The sequence below is a fragment of the Pseudidiomarina atlantica genome, assembly GCF_000753735.1.
Classification (GTDB): domain Bacteria; phylum Pseudomonadota; class Gammaproteobacteria; order Enterobacterales; family Alteromonadaceae; genus Pseudidiomarina; species Pseudidiomarina atlantica.
In genome coordinates, this window is record NZ_JPIN01000004.1 from 74085 (window position 1) to 100343 (window position 26259).

24 protein-coding genes and 2 tRNA genes are annotated in these 26259 nt (G+C 51.0%); 10 read left to right on the forward strand and 16 right to left on the reverse strand.

Features of this window, described 5'->3' with window-relative positions; all coding sequences use genetic code 11:
* The first annotated feature begins 115 nt into the window (after window positions 1-115).
* Both IDAT_RS04385 and IDAT_RS04390 read left to right on the forward strand, forming a co-directional pair.
* The gene (locus IDAT_RS04385) at window positions 116-1168 is read left to right on the forward strand and encodes an efflux RND transporter periplasmic adaptor subunit (RefSeq protein WP_244441601.1); all 1053 of its coding nucleotides are present in this window, start codon (window positions 116-118) and stop codon (window positions 1166-1168) included.
* Between the two features lie 3 nt (window positions 1169-1171).
* A complete protein-coding gene (locus IDAT_RS04390; RefSeq protein WP_034731048.1) occupies window positions 1172-4276 on the forward strand; it encodes an efflux RND transporter permease subunit in 3105 nt (1034 codons plus the stop codon).
* A 22-nt stretch (window positions 4277-4298) separates the two neighbouring features.
* Here the strand turns inward: IDAT_RS04390 and IDAT_RS04395 are convergent, their stop codons facing one another.
* Genes IDAT_RS04395 through rsgA form a run of 3 tightly spaced genes read right to left on the reverse strand, consistent with a single transcriptional unit; the run spans window position 4299 to window position 6935 of the window.
* A complete protein-coding gene (locus tag IDAT_RS04395) occupies window positions 4299-5003 on the reverse strand; it encodes a glycerophosphodiester phosphodiesterase (RefSeq protein ID WP_341871920.1) in 705 nt (234 codons plus the stop codon).
* A complete protein-coding gene (asd, locus tag IDAT_RS04400; protein WP_034731050.1) occupies window positions 4993-5862 on the reverse strand; it encodes an archaetidylserine decarboxylase in 870 nt (289 codons plus the stop codon). Before asd ends, IDAT_RS04395 begins: the two co-directional genes overlap by 11 nt.
* Complete coding sequence (gene rsgA, locus IDAT_RS04405) at window positions 5859-6935, reverse strand: small ribosomal subunit biogenesis GTPase RsgA (protein WP_034731052.1); 1077 nt, start codon at window positions 6933-6935, stop codon at window positions 5859-5861. The genes asd and rsgA overlap by 4 nt, the downstream gene beginning before the upstream one ends.
* Window positions 6936-7094: 159 nt before the next feature.
* Here rsgA and orn point away from each other — a divergent pair, with 159 nt between their 5' ends.
* The 3 genes from orn (at window position 7095) to IDAT_RS04420 (ending at window position 7927) form a co-directional block, all read left to right on the forward strand.
* A complete protein-coding gene (orn, locus tag IDAT_RS04410; RefSeq protein ID WP_034731054.1) occupies window positions 7095-7646 on the forward strand; it encodes an oligoribonuclease in 552 nt (183 codons plus the stop codon).
* Window positions 7647-7748: 102 nt separating this feature from the next.
* Window positions 7749-7824: transfer RNA gene (locus IDAT_RS04415), tRNA-Gly, on the forward strand.
* A gap of 27 nt (window positions 7825-7851) precedes the next feature.
* Window positions 7852-7927, forward strand: a tRNA-Gly gene (locus IDAT_RS04420).
* 5 nt (window positions 7928-7932) lie between these two features.
* Here the strand turns inward: IDAT_RS04420 and dgcN are convergent.
* Window positions 7933-8940 (reverse strand): N-acetyltransferase DgcN, encoded by a 1008-nt coding sequence (gene dgcN, locus IDAT_RS04425; RefSeq protein WP_425277391.1) that lies wholly within the window; start codon window positions 8938-8940, stop codon window positions 7933-7935.
* A gap of 86 nt (window positions 8941-9026) precedes the next feature.
* A complete protein-coding gene (locus IDAT_RS04430) occupies window positions 9027-9917 on the reverse strand; it encodes a LysR family transcriptional regulator (protein WP_034731056.1) in 891 nt (296 codons plus the stop codon).
* Between the two features lie 51 nt (window positions 9918-9968).
* Between IDAT_RS04430 and IDAT_RS04435 the strand changes: the two genes are divergently transcribed.
* Window positions 9969-10598, forward strand: a complete 630-nt coding sequence (locus IDAT_RS04435) for a 4'-phosphopantetheinyl transferase family protein (protein WP_034731058.1) — start codon at window positions 9969-9971, stop codon at window positions 10596-10598.
* Here the strand turns inward: IDAT_RS04435 and IDAT_RS04440 are convergent.
* Together IDAT_RS04440 and IDAT_RS04445 are read right to left on the reverse strand one after the other, a co-directional pair.
* The gene (locus tag IDAT_RS04440; RefSeq protein ID WP_034731060.1) at window positions 10584-10955 is read right to left on the reverse strand and encodes a hypothetical protein; all 372 of its coding nucleotides are present in this window, start codon (window positions 10953-10955) and stop codon (window positions 10584-10586) included. The two genes, IDAT_RS04435 and IDAT_RS04440, sit on opposite strands and share 15 nt — an antisense overlap.
* A gap of 4 nt (window positions 10956-10959) precedes the next feature.
* Complete coding sequence (locus IDAT_RS04445) at window positions 10960-11331, reverse strand: DUF423 domain-containing protein (protein ID WP_034731063.1); 372 nt, start codon at window positions 11329-11331, stop codon at window positions 10960-10962.
* A 57-nt stretch (window positions 11332-11388) separates the two neighbouring features.
* Here IDAT_RS04445 and IDAT_RS04450 point away from each other — a divergent pair, with 57 nt between their 5' ends.
* The 4 genes from IDAT_RS04450 (at window position 11389) to IDAT_RS04465 (ending at window position 17583) form a co-directional block, all read left to right on the forward strand.
* Window positions 11389-12672, forward strand: coding sequence for an acetyl-CoA hydrolase/transferase family protein (locus IDAT_RS04450; RefSeq protein ID WP_034731066.1), 1284 nt, complete (start codon window positions 11389-11391; stop codon window positions 12670-12672).
* Window positions 12673-12809: 137 nt separating this feature from the next.
* On the forward strand, window positions 12810-14900 hold the full coding sequence (locus tag IDAT_RS04455; protein ID WP_081909754.1) for a cytochrome D1 domain-containing protein: 2091 nt from the start codon (window positions 12810-12812) through the stop codon (window positions 14898-14900).
* Entirely contained in the window at window positions 14900-17095 is a 2196-nt protein-coding gene (locus IDAT_RS04460; RefSeq protein WP_034731069.1) for a TonB-dependent receptor domain-containing protein, read from the forward strand. The genes IDAT_RS04455 and IDAT_RS04460 overlap by 1 nt, the downstream gene beginning before the upstream one ends.
* A 122-nt stretch (window positions 17096-17217) precedes the next feature.
* Complete coding sequence (locus IDAT_RS04465; RefSeq protein ID WP_034731071.1) at window positions 17218-17583, forward strand: MaoP family protein; 366 nt, start codon at window positions 17218-17220, stop codon at window positions 17581-17583.
* Between the two features lie 63 nt (window positions 17584-17646).
* On the opposite strand, the gene purD is transcribed toward IDAT_RS04465, so the two are convergent.
* The 9 genes from purD to aroQ all read right to left on the reverse strand — a co-directional run bounded on the left by purD (window position 17647) and on the right by aroQ (window position 26170).
* Window positions 17647-18936, reverse strand: coding sequence for a phosphoribosylamine--glycine ligase (purD, locus tag IDAT_RS04470; RefSeq protein WP_034731074.1), 1290 nt, complete (start codon window positions 18934-18936; stop codon window positions 17647-17649).
* A 20-nt stretch (window positions 18937-18956) separates the two neighbouring features.
* Entirely contained in the window at window positions 18957-19826 is an 870-nt protein-coding gene (locus IDAT_RS04475) for a class I SAM-dependent methyltransferase (RefSeq protein WP_034731078.1), read from the reverse strand.
* Between the two features lie 64 nt (window positions 19827-19890).
* Window positions 19891-21462, reverse strand: coding sequence for a bifunctional phosphoribosylaminoimidazolecarboxamide formyltransferase/IMP cyclohydrolase (purH, locus tag IDAT_RS04480; RefSeq protein ID WP_211250582.1), 1572 nt, complete (start codon window positions 21460-21462; stop codon window positions 19891-19893).
* A gap of 88 nt (window positions 21463-21550) precedes the next feature.
* Window positions 21551-21844 (reverse strand): DNA-binding transcriptional regulator Fis, encoded by a 294-nt coding sequence (gene fis, locus IDAT_RS04485; protein WP_034731080.1) that lies wholly within the window; start codon window positions 21842-21844, stop codon window positions 21551-21553.
* 24 nt (window positions 21845-21868) lie between these two features.
* The gene (gene dusB / locus IDAT_RS04490) at window positions 21869-22828 is read right to left on the reverse strand and encodes a tRNA dihydrouridine synthase DusB (RefSeq protein ID WP_034731083.1); all 960 of its coding nucleotides are present in this window, start codon (window positions 22826-22828) and stop codon (window positions 21869-21871) included.
* Between the two features lie 124 nt (window positions 22829-22952).
* Complete coding sequence (gene prmA / locus IDAT_RS04495) at window positions 22953-23834, reverse strand: 50S ribosomal protein L11 methyltransferase (RefSeq protein ID WP_034731086.1); 882 nt, start codon at window positions 23832-23834, stop codon at window positions 22953-22955.
* A 5-nt stretch (window positions 23835-23839) separates the two neighbouring features.
* Window positions 23840-25189 (reverse strand): acetyl-CoA carboxylase biotin carboxylase subunit, encoded by a 1350-nt coding sequence (accC, locus tag IDAT_RS04500; protein WP_034731091.1) that lies wholly within the window; start codon window positions 25187-25189, stop codon window positions 23840-23842.
* Window positions 25190-25212: 23 nt separating this feature from the next.
* The gene (accB, locus tag IDAT_RS04505; RefSeq protein WP_034731094.1) at window positions 25213-25668 is read right to left on the reverse strand and encodes an acetyl-CoA carboxylase biotin carboxyl carrier protein; all 456 of its coding nucleotides are present in this window, start codon (window positions 25666-25668) and stop codon (window positions 25213-25215) included.
* A 28-nt stretch (window positions 25669-25696) separates the two neighbouring features.
* Window positions 25697-26170 (reverse strand): type II 3-dehydroquinate dehydratase, encoded by a 474-nt coding sequence (gene aroQ, locus IDAT_RS04510; protein ID WP_034731098.1) that lies wholly within the window; start codon window positions 26168-26170, stop codon window positions 25697-25699.
* Between the last annotated feature and the right edge of the window lie 89 nt (window positions 26171-26259).

Consider the following 26259-nt stretch of genomic DNA (forward strand, 5'->3'; position numbering starts at 1 on the left):
TGCCGCTATCGCGTTACAATGAAGCCATTGTTCGGTCGAGCAAACTTTCCCAGCACGCTCGGCGTATACCCTTTTCGTACGCTATACGATAACGACACGTCCAGGAGTTTTGACGGTGGCTAAACTATTCAATCCAGTTACTTTGTTTGTGGTTGTGCTTGCGCTGGGCGCAGGTTATTTCACTTTTTTACATGAGCCAGTAGTCGAGGAGCAAAAACCTCAACAAGCGGTACCGGTAAAAGCAACCCAAGTCAGTGAACAGCCATTTCGTGACATTATCGAAGCGTTGGGTACTGCTCAAGCAAACGAGTCAGTAGTCATCACCGCACAATCACAAGACCAAGTTATTGCCGTCCATTTTACCGATGGCGAAACGGTTGAGGCTGGACAATTGCTCGTTGAACTGGATTCCCGCGAAGAGTCTGCACGGGTGCAAGAGCTGAAGTTTCGCCTTGCAGAAGCCAACCGCCAATACCAACGTTTACAAGATTTGGTCGCACAAAACGCTGCCTCACAACAACAACTCGAAACCCAAGATGTTTTAGTTAAAGAAATTGTCGCGGCGCTTGAAGTGGCAGAAACTCAACTGGCACAGAAGCGCATTGTGGCGCCGTTTGACGGACGCCTCGGGATTCGCCAAGTAAGTGTGGGTTCACTGGTCTCGCCGGGAGAACAAATCACCACGCTTGACGATATTACCCCGATCAAGCTCGACTTCAGTGTGCCTGAGCTATTCTTCGCCAGCTTAGAAGTGGGCCAAACCATCACTGCGCGCAGTGGTGCATACCCTGATGAGGCGTTCACAGGGACTATTCGCAGTATCGATTCTCGGGTGGACCCACTCACCCGTTCGATATTGGTGCGTGCAGAAGTACCGAATACCAACGCTAAACTGCGACCAGGGATGTTGCTGCGCGTGCAACTACTGCGCAGCGTTGATGACGTAATGCTGCTACCAGAGCGCGCCGTGGTGCCGCTAGATAGTCGTCATTTCGTTTATGTTGTTGATGAAGAAAATACTGCGCATGAGCGGCAAGTGGTGATTGGCCGCAGGCAGCCTGGCTTGGTAGAAATCCTTGAAGGTCTAGAGCTGGGTGAACAGGTTGTCACCGATGGTATCGTAAGGATGCGCGACGGTATTAGCGTAACCGTGCAAAAGGAGGGCTAAACGATGTTGCTCTCAGATATCTCCGTTAAGCGCCCGGTTTTTGCTACGGTTGTCAATTTACTTCTGATTGTCTTCGGGGTGGTGGCCTTCAGCATGCTGCCGCTGCGCGAGTATCCCGATATTGATCCGCCTGTGGTCTCAATTGATACCAGTTATCCTGGCGCTTCAGCGGAAATCGTTGAGACCCAAATCACCCAGCTTATCGAAGACCGCATTAGCGGCATCGAGGGCATTAAGAACATCAGTTCTAGCAGTCGTAATGGCCGCTCGCGTATCACCATCGAATTTACCTTAGCGCGGGATGTGGATGATGCTGCTAACGATGTTCGTGATCGCGTTTCGCGAGTAGTAGATAATCTGCCCGAGCAAGTTGATCCTCCCGAGGTGTCCAAAGCCAATTCCGACGAAAGTACCGTGGTTTGGTATAACCTGCGCAGTGAGAATTTAAGTACGCTCGAACTGACTGACTACGCCGACCGTTACATTGTTGACCGGTTATCGGTCGTTGATGGTGTTGCGCGAGTCAATTTGGGCGGCGAGCGGCGTTATGCCATGCGAGTGTGGCTTGATCGTGAAGCTATGGCCGCGCGAGGTATTACGGTAACGGATATCGAAAGCCGTCTGCGTGCTGAAAACGTCGAATTACCTGCCGGCGAAGTCGAGTCACTCGAGCGTGAATTTACCGTGCGTGTTGCGCGTACCTATTTGTCGCCTCAAGACTTCGAGTTGTTAAGCATCGCTCGGGGTGACACTGGGCAATTGGTGCGCCTTGGCGAAGTTGCACGTATCGAGATGGGCTCCGAAGACGATAAGAATGAGTTCCGCGGCAACGGTGTCAACATGATCGGCATTGGCGTGATCAAGCAGTCTAAGGCAAATACCTTAGCGGTGGTCGAGAATGTCCGACGCGAAATTGAAGCTCTTCAGCAAACACTGCCTGAATCAATGTTCATTGTTCCGAGCTATGACTCATCGATATTCATTAAAGGCTCTATCGATGAGGTCTACAATACGCTGGGTATTGCGATGGCACTGGTAGTGGTGGTGATCTATCTGTTCCTCGGGAATGTGCGCGCCACGCTCGTACCTGCGTTGACGGTTCCGGTTGCAATCATTGCCTCTTATATCGCACTTTTTGCGATGGGATTTTCGGTCAACTTATTGACGCTGTTGGCATTAGTTCTTGCCATCGGCCTAGTCGTTGATGATTCCATTGTCGTACTCGAGAATATTTATCGTCGGGTTGAAGCGGGTGAGCCACCGCTACTCGCTGCTTATCGAGGTGCTCGTGAAGTAGGTTTTGCCGTTGTCGCTACCACCATGGTGCTGATTGCGGTATTTGTACCGCTGGCCTTCCTCGAGGGGAACATTGGCCAACTCTTTACCGAATTCGCGCTGGCGATTGCCGCAGCGGTGCTGTGTTCGAGCATCGCTGCGCTAACCCTATCGCCGATGCTGAGTTCGAAGATCCTCAAGAAGCGTGAGCGGAGCAGTCGCTTCGGTAAAGGGATGGACGCTCTCTTTACCTGGGTAGAAACAGGTTACGGACGGGTGTTGCAGCGAACGTTGGCGTATCCGTGGTTAGCCTTGGTGTTGGTGCTCCTTGCTGGGGTGATGTCGTACAACTTATTGAAGTTAGTACCGCAAGAGTTTGTCCCGCCGGAAGACCGCGGAACCTTCTTTGTCATGGTGCGTAGTGCCGAAGGCGCAAGCTTTGAATCGAATGCTGAACATATGCGTGAGATTGAGGCACTACTCTTACCTTACCTTGATCAAGGTAAAATCGATCGCTTACTGATTCGCTCACCCGGTTGGGGAAACTCGGCAGGTGTTGCGATTGTGGGCGCAGTGCCGTTCGAACAGCGGGACTGGAGTACCTTCGAACTGATGGATGAAGTCAGTAAGCAGCTCAACCAGGTTGCCGGTGTGCGTGGCTTTGCCTTTATGCGAAGTGGTATTTCCGGTGGTAACGGTCGTCCAGTACAGTTTGTGCTGCAAGGAAACACTTATGAGCAGTTAGCCGCCTATCGCGATATTGTGATTGAGGAAGCGAGCAAGAATCCGAACTTGCTTGAACTTGACAGTGACTTTAAACAAACCTTACCGCAGCTACTGATTCAGATTGACCAAACGCGAGCAGCGGACATGGGAGTATCAGTAGGTGATATCGGCCGCACGTTGGAAACCATGCTGGGCGAACGGCGTGTGACCACCTATTTAGATCGCGGCGAAGAGTACGACGTCATTATTGAGGGGGAGCGTTCCGACTACCAAGATCCCTCATCAATTGATCAAATTTACGTTCGCTCAGATGCGACGGGTCAGCTGATTCCGCTGTCGAATTTGGTGACGGTCGAGGAGCGTGCGACCTCGGGAGAACTCAATCGCTATAACCGCATGCGGAGTATTACCATTGAAGCTAACCTTGCCGAGGGCTATTCGTTGGGCGATGCGCTGACCTATCTTGAGGCTATCGTCAAAGAGAAGCTGCCGGACGATGTCTCAATTGACTACAAAGGCGAATCGCAGTTGTATCAAGAGAGTGGTAGTTCGGTGATTTTTGTCTTTATCTTAGCGCTGGTGATTGCGTACTTAGTGTTAGCAGCACAGTTTGAAAGTTTCATCCATCCACTGGTGATCATGCTGATGGTGCCAATTGCGATTTTGGGCGCCGCTGTTGGCTTGTACTTTACCGACCTTACATTGAACATCTATAGCCAAATCGGTATTGTGATGTTAATCGGATTGGCTGCCAAAAATGGTATTTTGATTGTTGAATTTGCCAACCAATTGCGTGATGCCGGTATGGACTTCGATCAAGCCGTAGTGCGAGCCTCACAACAGCGTTTGCGGCCTATCATCATGACGGCTTTCACCACCCTTATGAGTGCCGTGCCACTTATTTTGGGAACGGGGCCGGGAGCTGAGAGTCGAATGGTGATCGGTACGGTTATCTTCTGTGGCGTGGCGCTCTCGGCATTTTTGACGATTTTCGTTATTCCAGCCCTGTATTCTGTGCTAGCGCGGAATACTAGCTCGCCAATGGCGCTGTCGCATGAACTTGAAGCGTTGGCGAGTGAGCATCCTGATACCAAAGGCTCGCTCTAACTGTAGCTACGATGCCAGTGCCTCAAAGTTTGAGGTGCTGGCGTGCATCTGCCGGACGGTTGGTAAAAATACCGTCCACGCCCATCACTTTTAACTCGTCCATATCGCGCGGTTCGTCTACCGTAAAGACAAACACTTGTAAGTCGCGCGCATGCGCGTCGGCAACAAATTCAGGGGTGACAAAATCGACGTCGATATGCACTGACCACGCGTCTAACTCGCTGGCAAAGGCTGCGTAGTTAAGCGGACACGAGGTCGTGAGTGCACCAATACGATGCTCTGGATGGTCGGTTTTCAGTTGCCGCAGCCAGTGATGGTTAAAACTTGATACCACTAATTGCTCGGCTGCAAAACCTGCTTGGCGTTGCGCGCGTAACAGTTGCTTGGTAAGGCCACGCTGAATATCTGCACCTTTTAGTTCGATATTGACCCAGCAACGACCCGCGATAAAGTCGAGGGCTTCGCTAAGCGTCGGCACAGCCTGTTGGCCAAACACTTTTAAACGCCGAACTTGGTCCAGTGTGAGATCGCCTAGCCGCCCTGGGTGTGCAGTCAAGCGCTGTAAATAACGATCGTGAAAGACAATCCATTCATCTTGCAACGGATAAACATCGAGCTCGATGGCATCTGCACCGGCATCAAGAGCGCGGCCAAAGGCACTCAGGGTGTTTTCTGGAGCCTCATAGCTAGCGCCGCGATGCGCAATGATTTGCATACTAGTCGTCACGTTCACCCAGCACGGCGCCCATACGGGTAACACTGCCGGCTTCGAGGTCATCAGCGAAATCAATCACATCATCAGGGAAGGTTAGGACGACGGTGGAGCCCAGTTTAAAGTGTCCCATTTCTTCGCCTTTTTTCAGGTGCACCGCGCGGTCACCGCTGGCTGGGTAATCCCAGCTATGTACCGAGCTACCAGTTGGTGGTGTAACCGTACCGGCCCATACGGTGCCGATGCTGGCGACAATAGTGGCACCGACCAGAACCATGGCGAATTTACCAAACTCGCTATCGAAAATAGCTACGACGCGCTCGTTTCGAGCAAATAAATTCGGTACGTTCGCGGCGGTTAACGGATTCACCGAGAACAAATCACCGGGTACATAAACCATCTTGCGCAACACTCCGTCGCACGGCATGTGAATACGGTGGTAGTCTTTGGGTGCCAAATAAATGGTAGCGAATTTGCCGTTTTTAAACGCATTGGCGTCGCGCGGGTCGCCACCGAGTAACTCAGTGAGACTGTAGTCGTGGCCCTTGGCTTGGAAGATGCGCCCATCTTCGATATCACCTAACTGGCTGATGGCGCCATCCACGGGATGGGCAAATTGCTGTGGCTCACTCGCCAGCAACGGGCGTAATTCTGGCTTGAGGTGACGCGTGAAAAACGCATTAAAGGTCTTATAAGCGCTCGGCTCTTCATGCACGGCTTCGCTCATATCAATTTTGTACTGCTTGATAAACCAGCGAATAAAAGCTTGCGTGAACCAACCGGCACGGGCAGCGGCGAACGCACCGACCAAGCGTGATAGCGCATGCTTTGGGGTTAAATACTGTGCTTTAATTTTGACTGCGTCCCAGTTCACTTCTTAGTACCTCTAGGTTGAGCGCGCGATGGCTTATTGGCGACCATCGACTCAATGATCTTATGGAAATTGTACAAGCGAAGCGGGTGTAGGTCACCTGCTTCTACCGCTTCTTGTAAGGCACACCCCGGATCTTCCGGTTGATGTTTGCAGTCACGGAACTTGCAAGTGCCTAAAAACGGACGAAAATCGACGTAACACCAAGCGACGCGTGTCGGGTCGAGGTGCCATAGGGCAAATTCACGGATACCCGGCGAATCAATTAAATAGCCGCCTTGCGGTAATGGGTAGCGGGTCGCCACCGTGGTGGTGTGCTGACCGAGTCCTGAGTTGTCGGACACTTCTCGCACTTCGGTGTTGGTCTCGGGCAGCAAGGCGTTGACCAGTGATGATTTACCTACGCCGGACTGGCCAACGACGATCGAGTTGTGGCCTTTAAGGAGTTCTTGAATGGCATCTAAGCCGCCGTTGGCTTTCGCGCTGGCGGTAATCACTTGGTAACCAATAGCGCGATACATTGCCAACGCCGTATCAATCTCTGCGCGGGTAGTTTCCTCGAGCTCAGCTAACAAGTCAGCCTTATTGAGGATGATAACAGGCGTAATATCGATATCTTCACAAGCCACCAAATAGCGATCGATGATCTGACTCGAGAAGGCCGGCAATACACTTGAAACAATCAGAATCTGGTCAACATTTGCGGCAACAGGCTTTAAGCCATCGTAATAATCGGGTCGACTCAACAATGAGCGACGCTCTTGTACGGCCTCAATAATGCCTTGCTCAGCGCTTTCGTTGGCGGTGCCCTGTGGCGCAGTAAAACGGCGCCAGACTACTTCATCGCCACTGACTAAACTTTCGATGGCGCGGCGAATATGGCAGCGATAGATGTGGTCGTTGGCATCGGCAACAATGGCATGCTGACCGTAGCGACTGACCACGATACCGGTTTCGGAGTTGCCGAGTACGCTATCATCAATTTCTTGGGCCATGTCCACTTGCTGCAACCGTTTTTGTTGGTTGGCACGCACGCGGCGTAATTGCCCTTTGTTTAACTTACGATGTTTTCCCACGTGACTCCTGTTACCACACTAACGATTGCGCTGACGCTGTCGAGTTGCTGGTTATTCTATAATATTCTTGGCAAAAACGCCTGAACTGTTGTGCAAAGACCGCGATCACGCCACAATAGTTGCCGAATTTGCTAAGAATTAGTGATTGAGGGTGTAACTATGGGCGCAACGGATGACCGTTTGGTGTGGATCGACCTCGAAATGACGGGTTTAGAACCTGATCATGATGTAATTATCGAAATTGCGACTTTGATCACCGATCAGCAGCTCAATGTGCTGGCTGAGGGACCGGTTTTAGCGATTCATCAACCTGACGCGCGGCTGGCGGCGATGGATGAATGGAATACCCGAACGCACACCGCTTCTGGATTGGTTGAACGGGTACAAGCGAGTGACCATGACACCGCCGCAGCAGAACAAGCAACGTTAGATTTTATTAAGCAGTGGTGCACCCCGAAAAGCTCGCCTATTTGTGGCAATAGCATTTGCCAAGACCGTCGTTTTTTGGCGCGCTACATGCCAGAACTCGAGGCCTATTTGCACTATCGTAACCTTGATGTCAGCACAGTCAAACAGCTAGCGAAGTACTGGGCGCCGGCGGTTGCTGCAGGCGTGAAAAAACAGGGCGCGCACACGGCGCTGGCCGATATTCGCGAATCTATTGCTGAATTACAGCACTATCGTGAGCACTTTTTCAGCATTCAACCGTAAAACGCGAAAAAGCGGTTGCAAAGCCTGCCGATTTCAGTAAAATTCGCCTCCGTTGTCGAAAACGAAAGCACTACTTGCATAGCTTAGACAACATGAAGTGACGCGGGAATAGCTCAGCTGGTAGAGCACAACCTTGCCAAGGTTGGGGTCGCGAGTTCGAATCTCGTTTCCCGCTCCAAACTTCATCTCAAACACCTTTCTTGATGCGGGAATAGCTCAGCTGGTAGAGCACAACCTTGCCAAGGTTGGGGTCGCGAGTTCGAATCTCGTTTCCCGCTCCAAATTTCTAAATTTCTTCAAGTCTATCGACCAGTGCGCTGACACCATGACGGATGGCATCTACGCAGGGTAGCCCCAACTCAGTTTCCACTTCACGACAGTAAGCCAACGCGTCGGCTTCGCTAACGCTCGAAGTATTGACCGCGACACCAATAACCTTGGCGTCTGGATTCGTCACTCGTGCCATTTGCTCATTAACGGCGATGGTCTCTGCCAGCGAGGGCAATGGGCGGTTGTCGATGGCGCGCATGCTGCTACGCCCAAGCGCGTGGCACACCACTAACGCATCGGGTTGAGCACCGTGCAACAAACCCAAACTTACACCTGCGAATGCTGGGTGCGCTAACGAGCCCTGGCCTTCGATAACATCCCAATGATCAGCGTTATTGGCTGGCGCCAGCTCTTCAACCGCACCGGCGATAAAGTCAGCGACCACACAGTCCACTGCAATACCTTCACCCGCCACCAAAATACCGCTTTGCCCGGTGGCGCGAAAATCGACGTCGAGACCTCGTTGTTGCATTTCACGGGTTAAGCTCAAGCTGGTGTACATTTTGCCCACTGAGCAATCGGTGCCCACCGTGAGTAAGCGCTTGCCTGCACGGCGGTAGCCTTTACCGGTTTTCAAACGCTTGGTTGGGTGGCGAATATCGAGTAGGCGCACACCTTTTGCTTGTGCGGCGCTGACCAACTCTGGGTAGCTAGTGAGGCGGTCGTGTAAGCCACTAATGATATCTAAACCAGCATCGATAGCTTGGTGGATCATCGGCAACCATTCTTCGTCGAGGTGACCGCCGCTATTGGCAAAGCCCAGCACCAAACTGCGAGCGCCGGCGGCGACGCCTTCGTTCAAATCCATAGCATGTAACCCAGTGGTTACGGTGCACCCCTCGGAGCGCAATTCGCCGATGCACTTTTCAGGACTCCAATCGGCAGCGCTTTTCGCCATTTTGATACTGAGTGGATCGGTGGCATGGCCAATAAACAACAGGTACGGTGTTTGCAGTTGCAACATCACGAGCTCCAAAATCATAGAATGCAACTAAGCATACGGATTTCAAAGTTGTTGACGAATGAAAGCTTGATGTAGAGATATAACTTTTAGTTATGGATGGCTTTGATAGTTGCTGTCACTTGTTGCAGAAATGCCTGGCTGAGTTTGTTCAGAGGCCGGCTATTGAGGTGCAAAGCGCGGATCGGTACTGCTAATTCTGGCAAGAGTTGGGCAACACCCACCTGGTTATCGGGGTTACCGATGGCAGTAAGCTGATCAAGCGGGCACACACCAAGTCCTTCGGCTACTAGGCGCGCCGCAACGAAGTAAGTGTCCACTTGCACGGTACTGCTCGGATGCACGCCAACACCTTGTAACTGTTGCCACAACAGTTGGCCCATCGGGCCACTATCACCAATACCAATCAAAGGCAGCTCGGCAAGCTCCGCCAATTCAATGGCTGCGGGGCTATGGGGCAACAATGCTTTGGGATACATCAGCACAATCGAGGTTTCGGCGACCGCCACCGTTTCCACCCCTGGAAAGTTGGGTGAAGCAAACAGCAACGCCAACTCACACTGGCGTTCGACTAATGCCTGCATAGCTTCATCGTTATGAATGGTTTGAATGCGAAAGGCGACCTTAGGAAAACGCTTTTGAAACTGTGCAATCGCCTGCGGAATAACGGTAAAGCCAAGTGCTGGCGTGATGGCGATATCAATCACGCCCTCGTCGTGGCGTTGCAGATTATCAGCGAGCGTGTTGACGCTATGCAGTTGCCGATAGAGCTGCTCAATTTCTGGAAACAATGCCTGTGCTTCCGGTGTTGGGATGAGTTTGTTTTTGTCGCGCTGGAACAGCTCAAAACCGAGCTGTTGTTCGGCATGCGCTAAGGCTTTTGACACCGCCGGTTGGGAAATATGCAAGATATGGGCTGCTTGGGTGACCGAGCCCGTGGTATAAATGGCATGAAAGACTTCAATATGGCGTAAGCGCATGATGTTTATCGCTAGGTGCGAGTCGATAGGGCATTTTTACACTTCTAACCGATGGCGACAACTGTAAGCGAGGATTCATTGCAAGCTCAGGTTTATGCTGCGTATAGCTTAGCTGCTACTAGCCAACTAAAGGCCGAGTTTAATCTGGTAACAGAGCAGCAGCAGGTAGAGGGGTTCGCGCCGCAACGGCAACAGCAATTTCTTGCCGGGCGGGCATTGTTACGCTGGTTGTGCTGTCAGCAATTGCAAGTTGCGCCGGAGCAGGTCGAGATAGTGCGTCAAGCTAACGGCGCGCCGCAATTGACTGTCGCCGGTCAGCACTATAGTTGTTCGATTAGCCATAAAGACCAAGCGATATTAGTTGCTATCGCTGCTGAAGGAGCGCTCGGGCTGGATATTGAAAAGATCCAACTGCGTAAGCGCCAAGCTCAGCTCATCGCGCAATTCGCCGATGGCTTTATGCACGGAATTCAACCCGACGACCTCGCTGGCTTCTACCAACGCTGGACCCTTGCTGAAGCGGTCACCAAAGCTGAGCAAGGTAAGTTGCTAGCGACGTTACATCGCCAGCATTCAGCTTATGTCGCAAAGAGTCATCACATTGTGGTGGCTGAATGGCTGATGTGTGTCTATCACAGTCTAGGGTGGCCGGTGACGTTTGATGCTTTAGCGAACGAATAGAACGTTTAACTTGGTGCGCACCGGCACAAATTCAGTCTCCTGCGTAACGCAATCAAAGGCACCCACCAAAATCTCGTCGCCATGCTGCAAAATAGATACAGTCATCCACCAGCGCTTGTTGGTGTCGGCATCACATGCACTTAGTTGCTCCTTGAGTTGACTGACAGTAGGCAGCTGCCAACGGCGCTGAGGGTTCTCCGCAGTGCGATTTAATTCATACAGGTACTGCTTAGCTTGATGTGAGTCGAATGGCTGATCAGCCGTGCAAACCTTAATGTTTGGATGTGGGGCAGCCGCGCAATTCACCACCTCGACAGTAGTCACTGCAAACGCGAAAACGACGCTTACCCACCACATTGCATCAGAACTCCCGCAGCATCGACCAGAAAATCCAGATCCAGCCGATAATAAAACATGCCCCGCCTACCGGCGTGACTGGGCCAAAAAACTTGATCCCTGTCAATGCAAGGGCATACAAACTACCGGAAAATAATACAATTCCGTTAAATAACAGCCAGCCGCCAGGGCGCAAGCCTTTGGCATTCGGGTACACTTTCAGTAGCACCGCAACCATCAGTAAACCTAGAGCATGGTAAAGATGATATTGCACGCCAATTTGATAAACATTGAGACTTTCAGCAGAGAGTTTATGCTGTAAGCCATGTGCCCCAAATGCGCCCAGAATTACCCCAAGTGCCATATTGATAGCACCTAAAATAGCGAATACTTTCATAATGTCATTTTATTCGGTGATGATGATGCCGAATACTGTAACGCAAAAGGAGCAAAAATGCGTGTAGCAACTGCAATCGAAGCCCTCGAAGTGCTTGCCGATAACGACGTGATTTGGTGTCAGTCGATGGCCGCAACCCCATATAAATTACTGCAGGGTTTGGCTGAGTTGGCATTGCAGCGCCGCCACATGACGTTATTGCAGCTTCATACAGAGCACAGCGAGGTGTTGGCAGACCCTAACCTTAAGGGGCATTTACGGCAACGCGCATTTTTCGTCGGCAAATCGACCCGTAAAGCGGTAAACGATGGTTTAGCCGACTACGTGCCGATGTTTTTGTCGGAAATTCCAAAATTATTCCGCTCCGGTGAGCAACCGTTAGATGCCGTATTGGTGCAAGTGTCACCGCCGGATGCGCATGGCAATTGTAGCTTGGGCATTTCGGTCGAGGCAACGCGAGCGGCGTTGCAAGTAGCGAAAAAAGTCATCGCTTGGGTGAATCCTAAAATGCCGCGCACGCATGGCGATTCCTTTGTGCACATGTCGCAATTTACCCGCTACTTTGAAGCTGAGGCTGAATTACCACTGCACCGTCAGCCGGAGCAAGACGAAGTAACGCAGCGTATTGGCCAGCGCGTGGCCGAACTCATCAACGACGGCGATTGCTTGCAAATGGGCATTGGTGCGATTCCAGATGCCACACTCAAGTGCTTGGGTCACCACAAAGACTTGGGGATTCACACTGAAATGTTCTCTGATGGTGTACTGCCGTTGGTGCAGAGTGGCGTCATCAATAACTCGCGTAAACGCAAACATCGCGGACGTATCGTTACCACCTTCGCTATGGGTACGCAGGCGCTCTATGATTTTGTCGATGATAATCCACAAGTCGCATTTTTAGATGTGGAATACACCAACGACACCTCAGTGATTCGACAAAATAAACAAGTCATGGCTATCAACAGTGCCCTGCAAGTCGATCTCACCGGCCAAGTTTGTGCCGATTCGCTAGGCACTAAGGTCTATTCGGGCGTAGGCGGACAGATGGATTTCGTCCGCGGCGCCAGCCTCTCAGAAGGGGGACGCTCGGTGATTGCGCTACCAGCGACAGCTTGTGGCGGTCAAGTATCGCGCATCAGTTCGTTGCTCAGTCAAGGTGCTGGGGTGGTCACCACGCGGGCGCACGTGCATTACGTGGTGACCGAGTATGGGGTCGCAAATTTGCGTGCTAAGAGCCTTGCTGAGCGGGCTTCAGAACTCATCAATATCGCGGCGCCACAATTTCGCGAAGATCTCGCGCGCGCAGCTTTCGATGATTGGGGGTTAGATGTAAAAAGCTAGTACTCACTCCGGGGTACTCCTGTTGCCTAGCTGGCGTCACCCCATTCATTGATATCGATCAATTGTCAGTTTTGGACTAGGCTTACAATCAACTTCAGTTGCAGAACTAACTGAAGGTCCATCAAGGAGGACACAAGATGACAACTGAATCAATAAAGCATAAACAATGGCGGTTATCTCCATTAGCTGTATGTTGTGGGTTGACCGCTCTTCTCTTTACTTTCCAATCGCACACCGTACTTGCCGATGATGGCAAAGACGACTATTCAGCAAATTGCCAGGCCTGTCACCAAGCGACAGGTGCAGGGTTACCCGGAGCCTTTCCTCCGTTAGCAAACAATCCCAATGTTAATGGCAATCCGAACTATGTGATCACCACCATTTTGCAAGGTAAGTCAGGGCCGCTTGAAGTTAATGGTCAAGCCTACAATGCAATGATGCCACCAATGCAACATTTGAGTGATGAAGTGGTTGCTAATATTACCAACTACGTGCTTTCAAACTGGGGCAACAGCGGTGCTGAAGTTGACGAAGATGATGTTGAAGACGTTCGCGTTGAGCTGGGTCTAAAAGACCGTGCCGGTGGTAAGCCACACTCAGGTGCGACTGCTTCAGAAATGAAATACAAGGGCGCACCATCGGCCATTGAAAATGCGAAGCAAGTTGTCACGCCCGGTGCTCCGAGCATGACCGAAGATGAATTTGCCCAAGCACAGGAAATTTATTTCCAACGTTGTGCTGGCTGCCACGGTGTTTTACGCAAAGGTGCAACGGGCTTACCGTTAACGCCTGATATTACGCAGAAAAAAGGCACTGACTACTTAAAAGCACTGATTAACTATGGTTCACCAGGTGGTATGCCGAACTGGGGGACTTCAGGTGAGTTGAGTGACGCCGAAGTCGATATGATGGCGCGCTTTATCCAACACGAGCCACCGACACCTCCTGAGTGGGGCATGCCAGAAATGATGGCAAGTTGGGAAGTCCACGTTGCGCCAGAAGATCGTCCAACTGAGCCGCAGCATGATTATGACGTTGATAACATGTTTGCGGTGACGCTGCGTGACGCCGGTCAAGTAGCGATTATTGATGGTGACAGCAAAGAAGTATTGAACTATGTCGAAACTGGCTATGCGGTGCATATTTCGCGTGCTTCTAGCTCAGGTCGCTATTTCACCACCATTGGTCGCGACGGCAAAATTGACCTGATTGACTTGTATATGTTCCCTCCGCAAGTGGTTGCTGAGATCAAAATTGGTCTTGAAGCACGTTCAGTCGAGAACTCACGTTACAAAGGTTACGAAGATAAAATCGCGATTGCTGGCGCGTATTGGCCACCGCATTACGTATTGATGGACGGACAAACCCTTGAGCCACACAAGATCGTGTCAACACGTGGCATGACTGTGGATACGCAAGAGTATCACCCAGAACCTCGGGTTGCGGCAATTGTGGGTTCCCATAAACATCCCGAGTTTATCGTCAACGTCAAAGAAACCGGCCAAATCAAGCTGGTGAACTACTCTGATATCGACAATCTGCAGGTCACCACTATTGATGCGGCGCCGTTCTTGCATGACGGTGGCTGGGATCGTTCAGGTCGCTATTTCTTTACTGCGGCAAACGAGAACGACACCATCGCTGTAGTCGATGCGTTGGAGCGCGAGCTGGAAGCTTTGATTCCGGTGGAACGTATTCCGCATCCAGGTCGTGGCGCGAACTTCGTTGATCCAGAGCATGGTCCAGTATGGGCAACCAGTGCCTTGGGCAATGCCAATATCACTTTGATTGGTACTGATCCTGAGGGACATCCAGAGCAAGCATTTAAAGTGGTGCGTATCCTCGAGGGACAAGGTGGTGGCTCGTTGTTTATCAAAACCCATCCGAAATCTACCAACTTGTGGGTTGATACGCCGTTGCATCCAGAGTCTGACATTGCGCAATCTGTTGCAGTGTTCGACATCAATGACTTGGACGCTGGCTACGAAGTACTACCGATCGCTGAGTGGGCTGACCTGGGTCCAGGTCCAAAACGTATCGTCCAGCCAGAGTACAACATGGCCGGCGATGAAGTTTGGTTCTCCGTTTGGTCGGGAATGGAAGAAGAGTCAGCTATCGTGATTGTGGATGATAAAACGCGCAAGCTGAAGCATGTCATTAAGGGCGAAAAAATCGTCACCCCTACTGGCAAGTTTAACAACTACAACACTCGCAACGAGGTGTATTAATGCAGCGAACTTACGCCAGGCTATGGATGGCCTGCGTTGCAACGCTCGGTGCGACGGCTACATCAGTAGCCGTCGCGCAGCAAACCGAGGCAACGCAAGCAACTGTTATTCCAGATGAAGTGATTACTGTCGTCGCCCATCGCCAACCACGAGATATGTCTGAAGTTGCTGGCACCGTGAGCGTTATTAGCGACGATGAACTGAGTAAGAATTTAGTCTTTAATGCGGCGGATTTGGTTCGCTACGAAATGGGAGTCGAACTTGATGATAGCAGTAGTCGTTTTGGCAACAGTGGCTTTCGTATCCGCGGTATTGGTGGCAATCGCACCGCCGTCGTCGTAGACCAAGTTGCGATTGCCGACCGGTTCGCGGTCGGTTCTTTTTCGGATACTGGGCGCGGACTGCTTGACCTTGGTTTGGCCAACCGCGTTGAGATCTTGCGCGGGCCGGCTTCTACTTTATACGGAAGCGATGCTCTTGGTGGTGTCGTTGCGATTCATACCCTCGATGCTGAAGATGTGCTCAGCGATGTCAATACCGGCACACGAGTTCGCCTCGGTGGCGCCTCAGACGCCGAGCGTGCCTACGGTCGCGTGGCAACTGCTTTTAGCGATGGCAACCAGCAACTGGTGCTAGCCGGGGCGGCGCAGTGGCGGGATGAAATCGCGGCAGCAGGTACAACATCACAAACGCGCGATGCGGTTTCGATTCGCCAAACCGGTGCCTTGCTAAAGTGGCAAGCTGATACCCATCATGGCGTTTGGCAAGTGAGCTTTGATGCGCTGCGTGAGACGCGTGACAGTTCGATTCGTCATGGTTTAGGTAGTGGCCGACTCGCGGCAACTACATCGCTTATTGGCGATGATGAGCGTTCTGATTGGCGTGCAATACTGCGCTTCCAACCAGATCGAACGAGCTATGCTGATCGCGGCGAGTGGCGTTTGTTTTGGCAACATGCGGATACGCGTCAAAATTCCTTTGAAGAGCGCGAGCTATTGCCACAGCCGGTCGACATTTTTCGCGGTTTTCGCTATGACTTTAGCCAATATGGCTTGGCTGCGGATTTAGAAAAAGATGTCCAAGCGTTTGGCTGGCAGCATCGCTTGGGCTACGGCTTTGAAGTCAGTCGTGCCGAAGTCTGGGATGAGCGAGATGCGTGGCAGTTCAATCGGGTAGAGCAATCATTGACCAAAACGTTACTTGGCGAATCTTTCCCATTACGTGATTTTCCGCGCAGTAACGTCGATGAGCTTGGTTTTTATATCCATGACGAACTTGAGTTGTGGGACGATGGGCTACGCATGAGTCCAGGCGTGCGTTATGAGCGTTATGAATTGAGTACCTTAAATGATGTGCTGTTTGTTGAGCGTTACCCCAACACCGAAGTTACTGACTTAACCCATTCTGCGTGGCTACCAAAACTGGGACTCTTGTTGCCGTTAAGTGACAGTGCTGAGTGGTTTGCACAGTATGCTCGTGGTTATCGCGCGCCACCCTTTGCTGATGTGAATGTGGGCTTGTTTTATCCGCAATTTCGGGTGTTGGCCATCGCTAATCCGGATCTCAAGCCAGAACGCGGTTATACCTTCGAAACTGGATTACGGTGGCGCAGCGCGCAGCAGCAATGGCAAGTGACAGCTTTTCATAACAGTTATAGTGATTTTATCGAAAGTCGCGCGTCCCTTGGTTTTGATCCAGTGCGACAACTGCTCATTTTTCAATCCATCAATCGTGATGAAGTCATTATCGAAGGCTTGGAATTGAGTTGGCAACAGCAATGGCACCGTCAGTGGCAAAGCGATATCTGGCTCGAGTATACCCGTAGCGAGGATAAAACCACAGGCGCAGAACTCGCAACTGTGAGTCCGCCGAAATTGCATGCCGAGCTGATGTACAGTGCTGCAAGTGGTAATTGGGATTCACGCTTGGTGCTGCAGGCGCAACGAGGCCAACGGCAGTTAATCTCTGCTGACGATGAGGCGCTATTTGCGGCTCCCGGTTACGCCACGCTGGATTGGATTAGCCAATGGTATCCGCTGCCAGACTGGCAGGTAGGCTTTGGGGTTTACAACCTAGCCGATCGCCAATATTGGGTTGCGAGCCAAGTGGGTAACTATCCAGTGGATGATCCGGTGTTACCGATTTTGGCACAAGCCGGTCGCCATGTTCGTGTCGCTCTCAATATACGATTCTAATGTGATTAATTCGCAAAAAAGCGAAAAATTTATTGACAACGGTGCCGTTCGCCTCTATATCGTCAGTGTCGCAAGAGGCGAACGATTTTTCCTTGAGTTGTAGGTCTGGAGGAAGGCACACAATGACTACTATCAACCGTGATCAAATAAGTCAGAAGCCGTTTAACGACTTCAAAAACTATCCGTATGGATTCGCCCGTTCAGGCGACTTTTCTATCCGCGAAAGCGAACTTTTGAGCACTCATGGCAGCTTGGTTGCGGCGTTGGTTAACGGCGAGTTAGAGCCGATGTCAGCCGAGGAACAATCGTTGATAGCTGTTGCGCGTGGCGAAAAAGCTCCTGAAACACAGTTAGAAAAAGCCTGGTCGAAGTACCAAGCACGTATTAACCGCCCGAAAGTCGGCAGTATGTACGGTCGCAGCCGTTACACCGATGACTCTTTTGAGATTGCCGGTGGTGATGACGACGATTTAGTTGTCGAAGATTAAAGACAAAAACGCCGCATTCAATGCGGCGTTTTTATTTGTGAACTAAGCAGAAGGAGTTTGCGCTTAGCCGCGTTCCCGTTGAATTGCGCGATGCGCGATATCGGTGCGGTAATAAACGTCTTCCCAAGTGATTTTACTCACACCAGCATAAGCTTTTTGCTGCGCTAGACTGACGCTGTCGGCAATCGCTGTTACACAGAGGACGCGTCCTCCAGCGGTAACAATATCACCGTTTTCCAGTCGCTTGGTACCCGCATGAAATACTTTGGTGTCGTTGGTATCAGCTTCGCTAAGGCCACTAATTACTTTGCCTTTTGCATAACTATCAGGATAACCGCCGGCAGCCATGACAACTCCCACAGTCGCACGTGGGTCAAAGTCGATAACATGGTCATCAAGCTTGCCGTCACAAGCGGCTAAACACAATTCAACGAGATCAGATTGCAGGCGCATCATGATCGGTTGCGTTTCTGGGTCGCCAAAGCGGCAATTGAACTCAAGCACTTTGGCGGTGCCATCAGGAGCGATCATTAAACCGGCATAGAGGAAACCAGTGTAAGGATGCCCCTCCGCCGCCATACCCTTAACTGTAGGGGTGATGACATGATCCATCACCCAGTTGTGCACGTCTGGCGTCACCACTGGCGCAGGTGAGTACGCGCCCATACCGCCGGTGTTAGGACCTTTATCGCCGTTGTCGCGGGCTTTGTGGTCTTGGCTGCTGGCAAACGCAAGTGCCGTTTTGCCATCGACCATAACAATAAAGCTGGCTTCTTCGCCCTCTAAGAATTCTTCAATCACCACGCGGCTGCCGGCTTCACCGAAACGATTACCAGCAAGCATATCGTCGATAGCCGCGAAAGCCTCAGCTTCAGTTTGTGCAATAATAACGCCTTTACCTGCGGCCAAGCCGTCGGCTTTAATGACAATTGGCGTTCCCTGCGCGGCAACATAAGCTTTCGCCTTTGTACTATCGGTGAAGGTACCGTAAGCCGCGGTTGGGATCTGGTGACGTGCTAAGAAGTCCTTGCTAAATGCTTTCGATCCTTCAAGTTGTGCGGCTCCTTGGGTCGGGCCGAAGATTTTGAGACCCGCAGCGCGGAAGTGGTCAACCACGCCTGCCACCAACGGTGCTTCTGGACCTACGATAGTAAGGCCAACGCTGTTCTCTTGGGCAAACTTGAGCAAGCCATCTAAGTCATCGGCAGCAATTGCGATATTCTCGATGCTTAACTCGGTGGCAGTGCCGGCATTACCCGGCGCTACAAAAACAGTTTCAACTAAAGGCGACTGTGCCGCTTTCCATGCCAGTGCATGTTCACGTCCGCCGCCGCCAATCACAAGTACATTCATGTCGATTCCGACTCTCTTGTTTATTCGTTAGATGAATTTACAGGCTTTCTAAACTTCAGTGTGAAACGGTCACTTTCACCAATCTCTTCGTACATGGCGCGGTTTTCTTCACCAAGCCCAAGCGTAGGTGGCAAACTCCATACGCCACGTGGGTGATCAGCGCTATCGTTGGAGTTGCTATTGATTTCACTGGCACCGACAAATTCAAAGCCGGCGGCTTCTGCTGCAGCAATAGCGAGACTTTGTTTCATGTAACCTGAGCTATCCATATGCGTATCTGGACGCGCTTCTGGTAAGCGGTGATCAACCACACCCAAAATGCCGCCCGGCTTTAATGCGGTATAGAATTCGCCAAATGCTGCTTCAATGGCTTCGACACCACCGTTCATATACCAGTTATGGAGGTTACGGAAAGTGAGTACACGGTCAGCGCTACCTGCAGGGGCAATTTCAATAGCTTCGCCCGGCGCAAACTCCGTGACCACCACAGCACTGAATGCTTCGTCAGTGGCAACCCGCTCGACAAACTGTTGACGTGAGTTAATGTAGTAATCACGTGTCGCTGATTGCGGGAAGTGCGCTGCGTACAAAGTACCCTGATCTTTTAGGTAGGGCGCTAGGATTTCCGTGTACCAACCACCACCTGGCCAAATTTCGACGACGGTCATGTCGTTTTCAACTTCAAAAAAGCGCAAGGTCTCAATCGGATTACGAAACGCATCCCGCGCTAAATTGTCAGCTGAACGTGCTGGATTGCTGTTTACCGCCTGTTCGAGAGTCATGCCACTCGCGGCAGTTGCCGTTGAGTCCGCGGTACTTGTGGGTTCACTACAAGCAACCAGCAGTAAACTACCGGTCGCAACAAGCAAAGAAGTCATTAAGGTTTTCATTGTTTTACTTCTCCTGTCATTAGATTGTGTTTAATCCTAGACGTAGGAAGCCTTCTCGGCAATATTAATGACGGAAATGACGCATTCCGGTGAAGACCATGGCGATACCATGTTCATCTGCCGCCGCAATAATTTCGTCGTCACGAATCGAACCACCCGGTTGAATGATGGCTTTGATACCCGCAGCCGCGGCAGCGTCAATGCCATCACGGAATGGGAAAAACGCATCAGACGCCATCACACTACCCGCCACTTCAAGTTGTTCGTCAGCGGCTTTGATACCGGCGATTTTGGCACTGTAAACGCGGCTCATTTGGCCTGCACCCACACCAATGGTCATACTGTCTTTGGCGTACACAATTGCATTTGATTTGACAAATTTCGCGACTTTCCAGCAGAACAACAAGTCACGCAACTGCTCGGCGCTTGGCTGAACTTTGCTCACCACTCGCAAGTCAGCTTCAGTGATCTGACCCAAATCATTGTCTTGTACCAAGAGGCCACCGTTCACGCGCTTAAAGTCAAAGCTTGGCGTACGTTCAGCTGGCCACTGCCCACAAGCAAGCAAACGTACGTTGCCTTTGGTGGCGACCACTTGATGTGCAGCTTCACTCACGCTAGGAGCGATGATCACCTCAACGAACTGCCGATCAATAATTGCTTTGGCGGTCGCTTCATCCAATTCGCGGTTAAACGCAATGATGCCGCCGAATGCCGACGTTGGGTCAGTTTTGAAGGCACGATCATAAGCTTCAAGAATGCTTTTACCGAGAGCTACGCCGCATGGATTCGCATGCTTGACGATCACACAGGCAGGTTCAGCAAAAGATTTCACGCACTCAAGTGCAGCATCGGTGTCAGCGATGTTATTAAAACTGAGCTCTTTGCCCTGCAATTGTTTAGCTGTGGCAACCGATGCTTCGTGCGGTTGCGCCTCGACATAAAAAGCTGCTTGCTGGTGACTGTTCTCGCCGTAACGCAAGTCCTGCTTTTTCTCAAACTGAGTGTTGAAAGTGCGAGGGAACTTGCTCTCTTGCTGAGGTAAGCGCGCACCAAAGTAATTGGCAATCATGCCATCGTACTTTGCGGTATGCTCAAACGCACGAATCGCCAGATCAAAGCGTGTTTCGAAAGTCACGCTATTGTTATGCGCATCCATTTCGGCAATCACGCGTTCGTAATCATGGGCGTTAACCACAATAGTCACGTCTTCATGATTCTTTGCGGCTGCTCGTACCATGGTAGGACCACCGATGTCGATATTCTCAACGGCATCTTGCTGTGAGCAATTCGGATCGGCAACTGTTTTCGCAAACGGATACAGGTTCACCACGACCATATCGATCGGCGCGATATCCTGTGCCTGCATGACCTCATCATCCTTTCCACGACGGCCCAAAATGCCGCCGTGGATTTTGGGATGTAGGGTCTTTACGCGACCATCCATGATTTCTGGTTGTCCGGTGTGCTCCGAGACGTCGGTAACCGCGATGTTGTGTTCGCGTAGCAGTTTGGCGGTGCCACCGGTGGAGAGTATCTGCACACCCCGTTGCACGAGCGCTTGTGCGAATTCGATGATGCCAGTTTTGTCAGAAACACTTAAAAGGGCGCGTTGAATAGGTCGGTTAGCCATAATAATCACCGTTGTCAGCAGGAGTTGTAAAGCAATAAAACAAGTGTTTAAAAACAAAAAAGAGCACACAAGGTGCTCTTTTCACAGGCAATTAGTTCATGCCGTATTTTTTCAACTTTTTGCGCAGCGTGCCACGGTTGATACCGAGCATGGTGGCTGCACGGGTTTGATTACCGCGCGTATAGGTCATGACCTCTTCCAGCAACGGCGCTTCGACTTCAGCAAGTACCAACTCGTACAACTCTTCTGGATCTTGTCCGTCGAGCTGCTTGAGGAACGAGTTCATGGCTTGCTTAACTGAGTCGCGCAGCGGTTTTGGCTGGGCGTTGTTACCGATCGTGGTGAAAGGTGACACACGGTCACGATTAGCGTTTTGATCAAACATAGGTGCGCTCTATCTCTTCTTAGTTTACTGATTGAAAAACGTCGCCAAGGCTTCGAGTTGCTCATCGGCATTCTCAATAGCCACAAAATGTCGGCGAAATTCGCTTGCTGGTTGTTGCTCTTGTAAGTACCAACCAACGTGTTTTCGAGCTATCCGCACGCCACTAAATTCCCCGTAATGTTGATGTAGTTTGCGAACATGATCGCAAACCACACGGTGTACTTCAGTTGCGTTTGGTTTTGCCAAGTGCTCGCCGGTTGCCAAAAAATGGGCAATTTCGCGAAACAGCCATGGATTTCCCTGCGCACCGCGGCCAATCATAATGGCGTCGGCGCCAGTGTAGTCCAGTACAGCTTTGGCCTTTTCTGGACTACGAATATCGCCGTTGGCAATCACAGGAATCGTTATTGCCTGTTTGATTGCACGAATCGTGTCGAATTCCGCAGTCCCTTTAAACATACAAGCGCGAGTTCGACCATGCACAGCCAATGCTTGAATGCCAGCCTGTTCAGCAAGCTGCGCAATCTCTACACCATTGCGATGATCGGGATCCCACCCTGTACGAATCTTTAACGTTACCGGCACGCTCACTGCATTGACCACCGCGTGTAATATCTCTGACACTAACTCGGGGTATTGTAATAGTGCGGAGCCGGCAAGTTTTTTATTCACCTTCTTTGCTGGGCAGCCCATGTTGATGTCGATAATTTGCGCGCCATTTGCCACATTGTGCTGGGCGGCATGTGCCATCAACTCAGGTTCGCAGCCAGCGATTTGAACAGCCTTAATACCGGGTTCATCAGCGTGTCCCATGCGTGTTTGTGACTTCTTCGTTTGCCACACACGCGGATTGCTCGACAGCATTTCAGACACTGTTAGCCCTGCACCAAGCTCCATACAAAGCTGGCGAAAGGGTAAGTCGGTCACACCCGCCATGGGCGCAAGGATGACTGGATTATCTAACTGATAGGGTCCGATCCGCATCGGTCAAAAACTGTTCAACTCAAGGGTCGGAAATTTTAGGCAAAATGGCGACGAAAGAAAAGGCTAATCATTGTACAAAAGCCGCCTTTTTTGTACTTTTTACTCTTGACAATTGTGTGACAATCTACTGTTTACGCTTGGCGTGCAGCATCACCCATTCGGCCTGCACTTGCGCGGGGCTAAAATCGAAGTTTGCACTGTAAGCAGCCTGTACGGCATCGATTTGGCGTTCAAGGATGCCAGACATCACCAACTGGCCTCGCGGCCCTACGAAAGCTTGGATCACGTCGGCAAGGTCTTGTAACGGTCCGGCGAGCACATTTGCCAGCACCACATCGGCGTGCAAGCTCGGTTGCTGGCTTGGTAAGTAGACTTCAAGTCGCTCCGCAACCCCGTTACGCTCAGCGTTATCGCGACTAGAAATCAGTGCTTGTTGGTCGATATCAATACCAATCGCCCGTTCGGCACCCAGTAAAAGTGCGGCAATGGCTAAAATACCGGAGCCACAGCCGAAGTCGACGACAGTCTTACCGCGCAGATCTTGGCCATCGAGCCAACGCAAACACAATGCGGTGGTCGGGTGTGTTCCCGTGCCGAAGGCCATGCCAGGATCGAGCATCAGATTAACGGCATCAGGTTCAGGTATTTCGCGCCAACTCGGACAAACCCACAAGCGTTCACCGAATTGAATGGGATGGAAGTTATCCATCCATTCGCGTTCCCAGTCTTTGTCTTCGAGTTGGTCAGTTTTGTAGTTAAAACCTTCGTCAAAGAAGCGCGATTTCTGCAGATTGGCAAGTACTGGTTTGAGATCGGTTTCGGCGGGGAACAAGCCGGTCACCAGGGTTTCTTGCCAGTAGAGAACTTCGCCCAAAGGCGGCTCAAAAATAGGGTTATCTTGCGCGTCACGATAGGTGACTGCGAGTGCACCATTACCTTGTAGCATGTCGCCCACAAGGGGCGCATGCTTTTCAGGTGCAGCAACGGTAAGTTGAATCCAAGGCATTGAGTTTAATGACCACCCATGCCAAGTTTCTTCTCCAGATAGTGGATATTCGTACCACCATGCTGGAAGTTTTCGTCGGCCATGATGTCTTTTTGCAATGGCACGTTGGTTTTGATGCCTTCAATAATCAATTCGCTGAGGGCATTTTTCATTCGAGCAATTGCGACATCGCGGTTTTCGCCGTAGGTGATGAGCTTACCGATCATGGAGTCGTAGTTCGGTGGCACCGCATAGTCTGCATAGACATGTGATTCCCAACGAACACCGAAGCCACCTGGCGGATGAAAACGCGTGATCAAACCAGGCGATGGCATAAAGGTGTTCGGATCCTCGGCATTGATACGACACTCGATCGCATGGCCACGAATGACCACATCTTCTTGCGAAAATGACAACTGACGACCCGCGGCAATACGCAGCTGCTCTTTGATCAGGTCGATACCGGTGATCATTTCAGTGACCGGGTGCTCAACCTGAATCCGCGTATTCATTTCGATGAAGTAGAACTCACCGTTTTCGTACAAGAATTCGAAGGTACCCGCACCGCGGTAGTTGATCTCCAAGCAGGCTTTGACACAGCGTTCGCCAATGTATTTACGCATCTCTGCAGTAATACCTGGCGCTGGCGCTTCTTCCACTACTTTTTGGTGGCGCCGTTGCATCGAACAATCGCGTTCACCCAAATAAACGGCGTTACCTTGGCCGTCAGCCAGCACTTGAATTTCAACGTGACGTGGATTTTCTAAGAATTTTTCCATGTACACCGTCGAATTATTAAAAGCTGCACCAGCTTCGGCTTTGGTGGTACTGATGGCACGCAATAACTCTTCTTCTTTGCGCACCACACGCATACCGCGACCACCACCACCGCCAGCGGCTTTAACGATGATCGGGTAACCAATGCGCTTGGCAATCTTTAGGTTCTTCTCATCATCGTCATCAAGTGGACCACCTGAACCTGGAACACATGGAACGCCAGCTTTTTTCATCGCTTCGATGGCAGAAACTTTGTCACCCATCAAACGAATGACATCAGCTGTCGGACCAACAAAAATAAAGCCAGAATTTTCTACTTGTTCAGCAAAATCAGCATTTTCTGACAAAAAACCGTAGCCTGGGTGAATAGCAGCAGCATCGGTGATTTCAGCCGCACTAATGATGCGCGGAATATTCAAATAACTTTCACCGGCTGGCGCATTACCGATACAAATAGATTCATCGGCAAGCAACACGTGTTTGAGATTGCGATCCACCGTTGAGTGCACCGCAACAGTTTTGATACCGAGCTCTTTGCATGCACGTAAGACGCGCAACGCAATTTCGCCTCGGTTTGCAATGACAACCTTATCTAACATGATAATGTCCTGTTTCGATGCATTTATTCGATGATGAAGAGCGGTTGATCGAACTCAACAGGTTCGCCGTTTTCAACCAAGATTTGCTTCACTACACCGCCTTTATCGGCTTCGATTTGGTTCATCATCTTCATTGCTTCAACGATGCAAAGGGTATCGCCGGCTTTTACTTGCTGACCCACTGACACGAAATCGCTAGCGCCAGGCGCGGGGGCTGCATAGAAAGTACCCACCATTGGTGAACGAACGATGTGTCCTGAGAGCTCAGGTTCAGCTGCTGGTTCGGCCGCGGCTGGCGCTGGGGCTGGAGCAGCTGGAGCTGACGCCATTTGCATTGGTGCTGCTTGATAATGCATTGGTGCCGCATGTGCGCCACCACGGTGAATACGTACTGATTCTTCGCCTTCAGTAATTTCTAGTTCAGCGATGCCTGACTCTTCGACCAGTTCGATCAGTTTTTTAATTTTACGAATATCCATGATCTAGTTTGACCCCATGCTCTATGCGTTAGTTATTGTGGCGTTGTCGTAATTGTGAGACTGCGGCTTGCAAGGCAAGTTCATAGCCGTGTGCACCTAATCCGCAGATGACGCCGACGGCAAGGTCGGCTAAATAGGAATGCCGGCGAAAGCTTTCACGGGCATGAATATTGGACAAATGAACTTCGATAAATGGCACCCCGACACCGGCCAGAGCATCGCGCAGCGCAACACTGGTATGGGTATAGGCGGCAGGATTGATAATGACATAATCGACTTTGCTAGTTGCGGCTTCTTGCACCCAGTCAATAAGTTCATACTCTGCATTTGATTGCCGACAGTCGAGGGTCACGCCCAAAGCCTCAGCCTTGCGCCGCAGTTCGCTTTCAATGTGCGCGAGTGTTTGCGAGCCATAGATTTCCGGCTCACGCTGCCCCAACAAATTGAGGTTAGGCCCGTTTAAAAGCAAGATTCTAAATTTTTGCTGCGTATTTTCGGTCATTATGCTGCTATCTGTAGCGAAGTTATCTGTTTGTTGCATTGTTTGACGAAAAGTTCAATTATTCGCCAAGCAACCGGCTTATTTTTGAT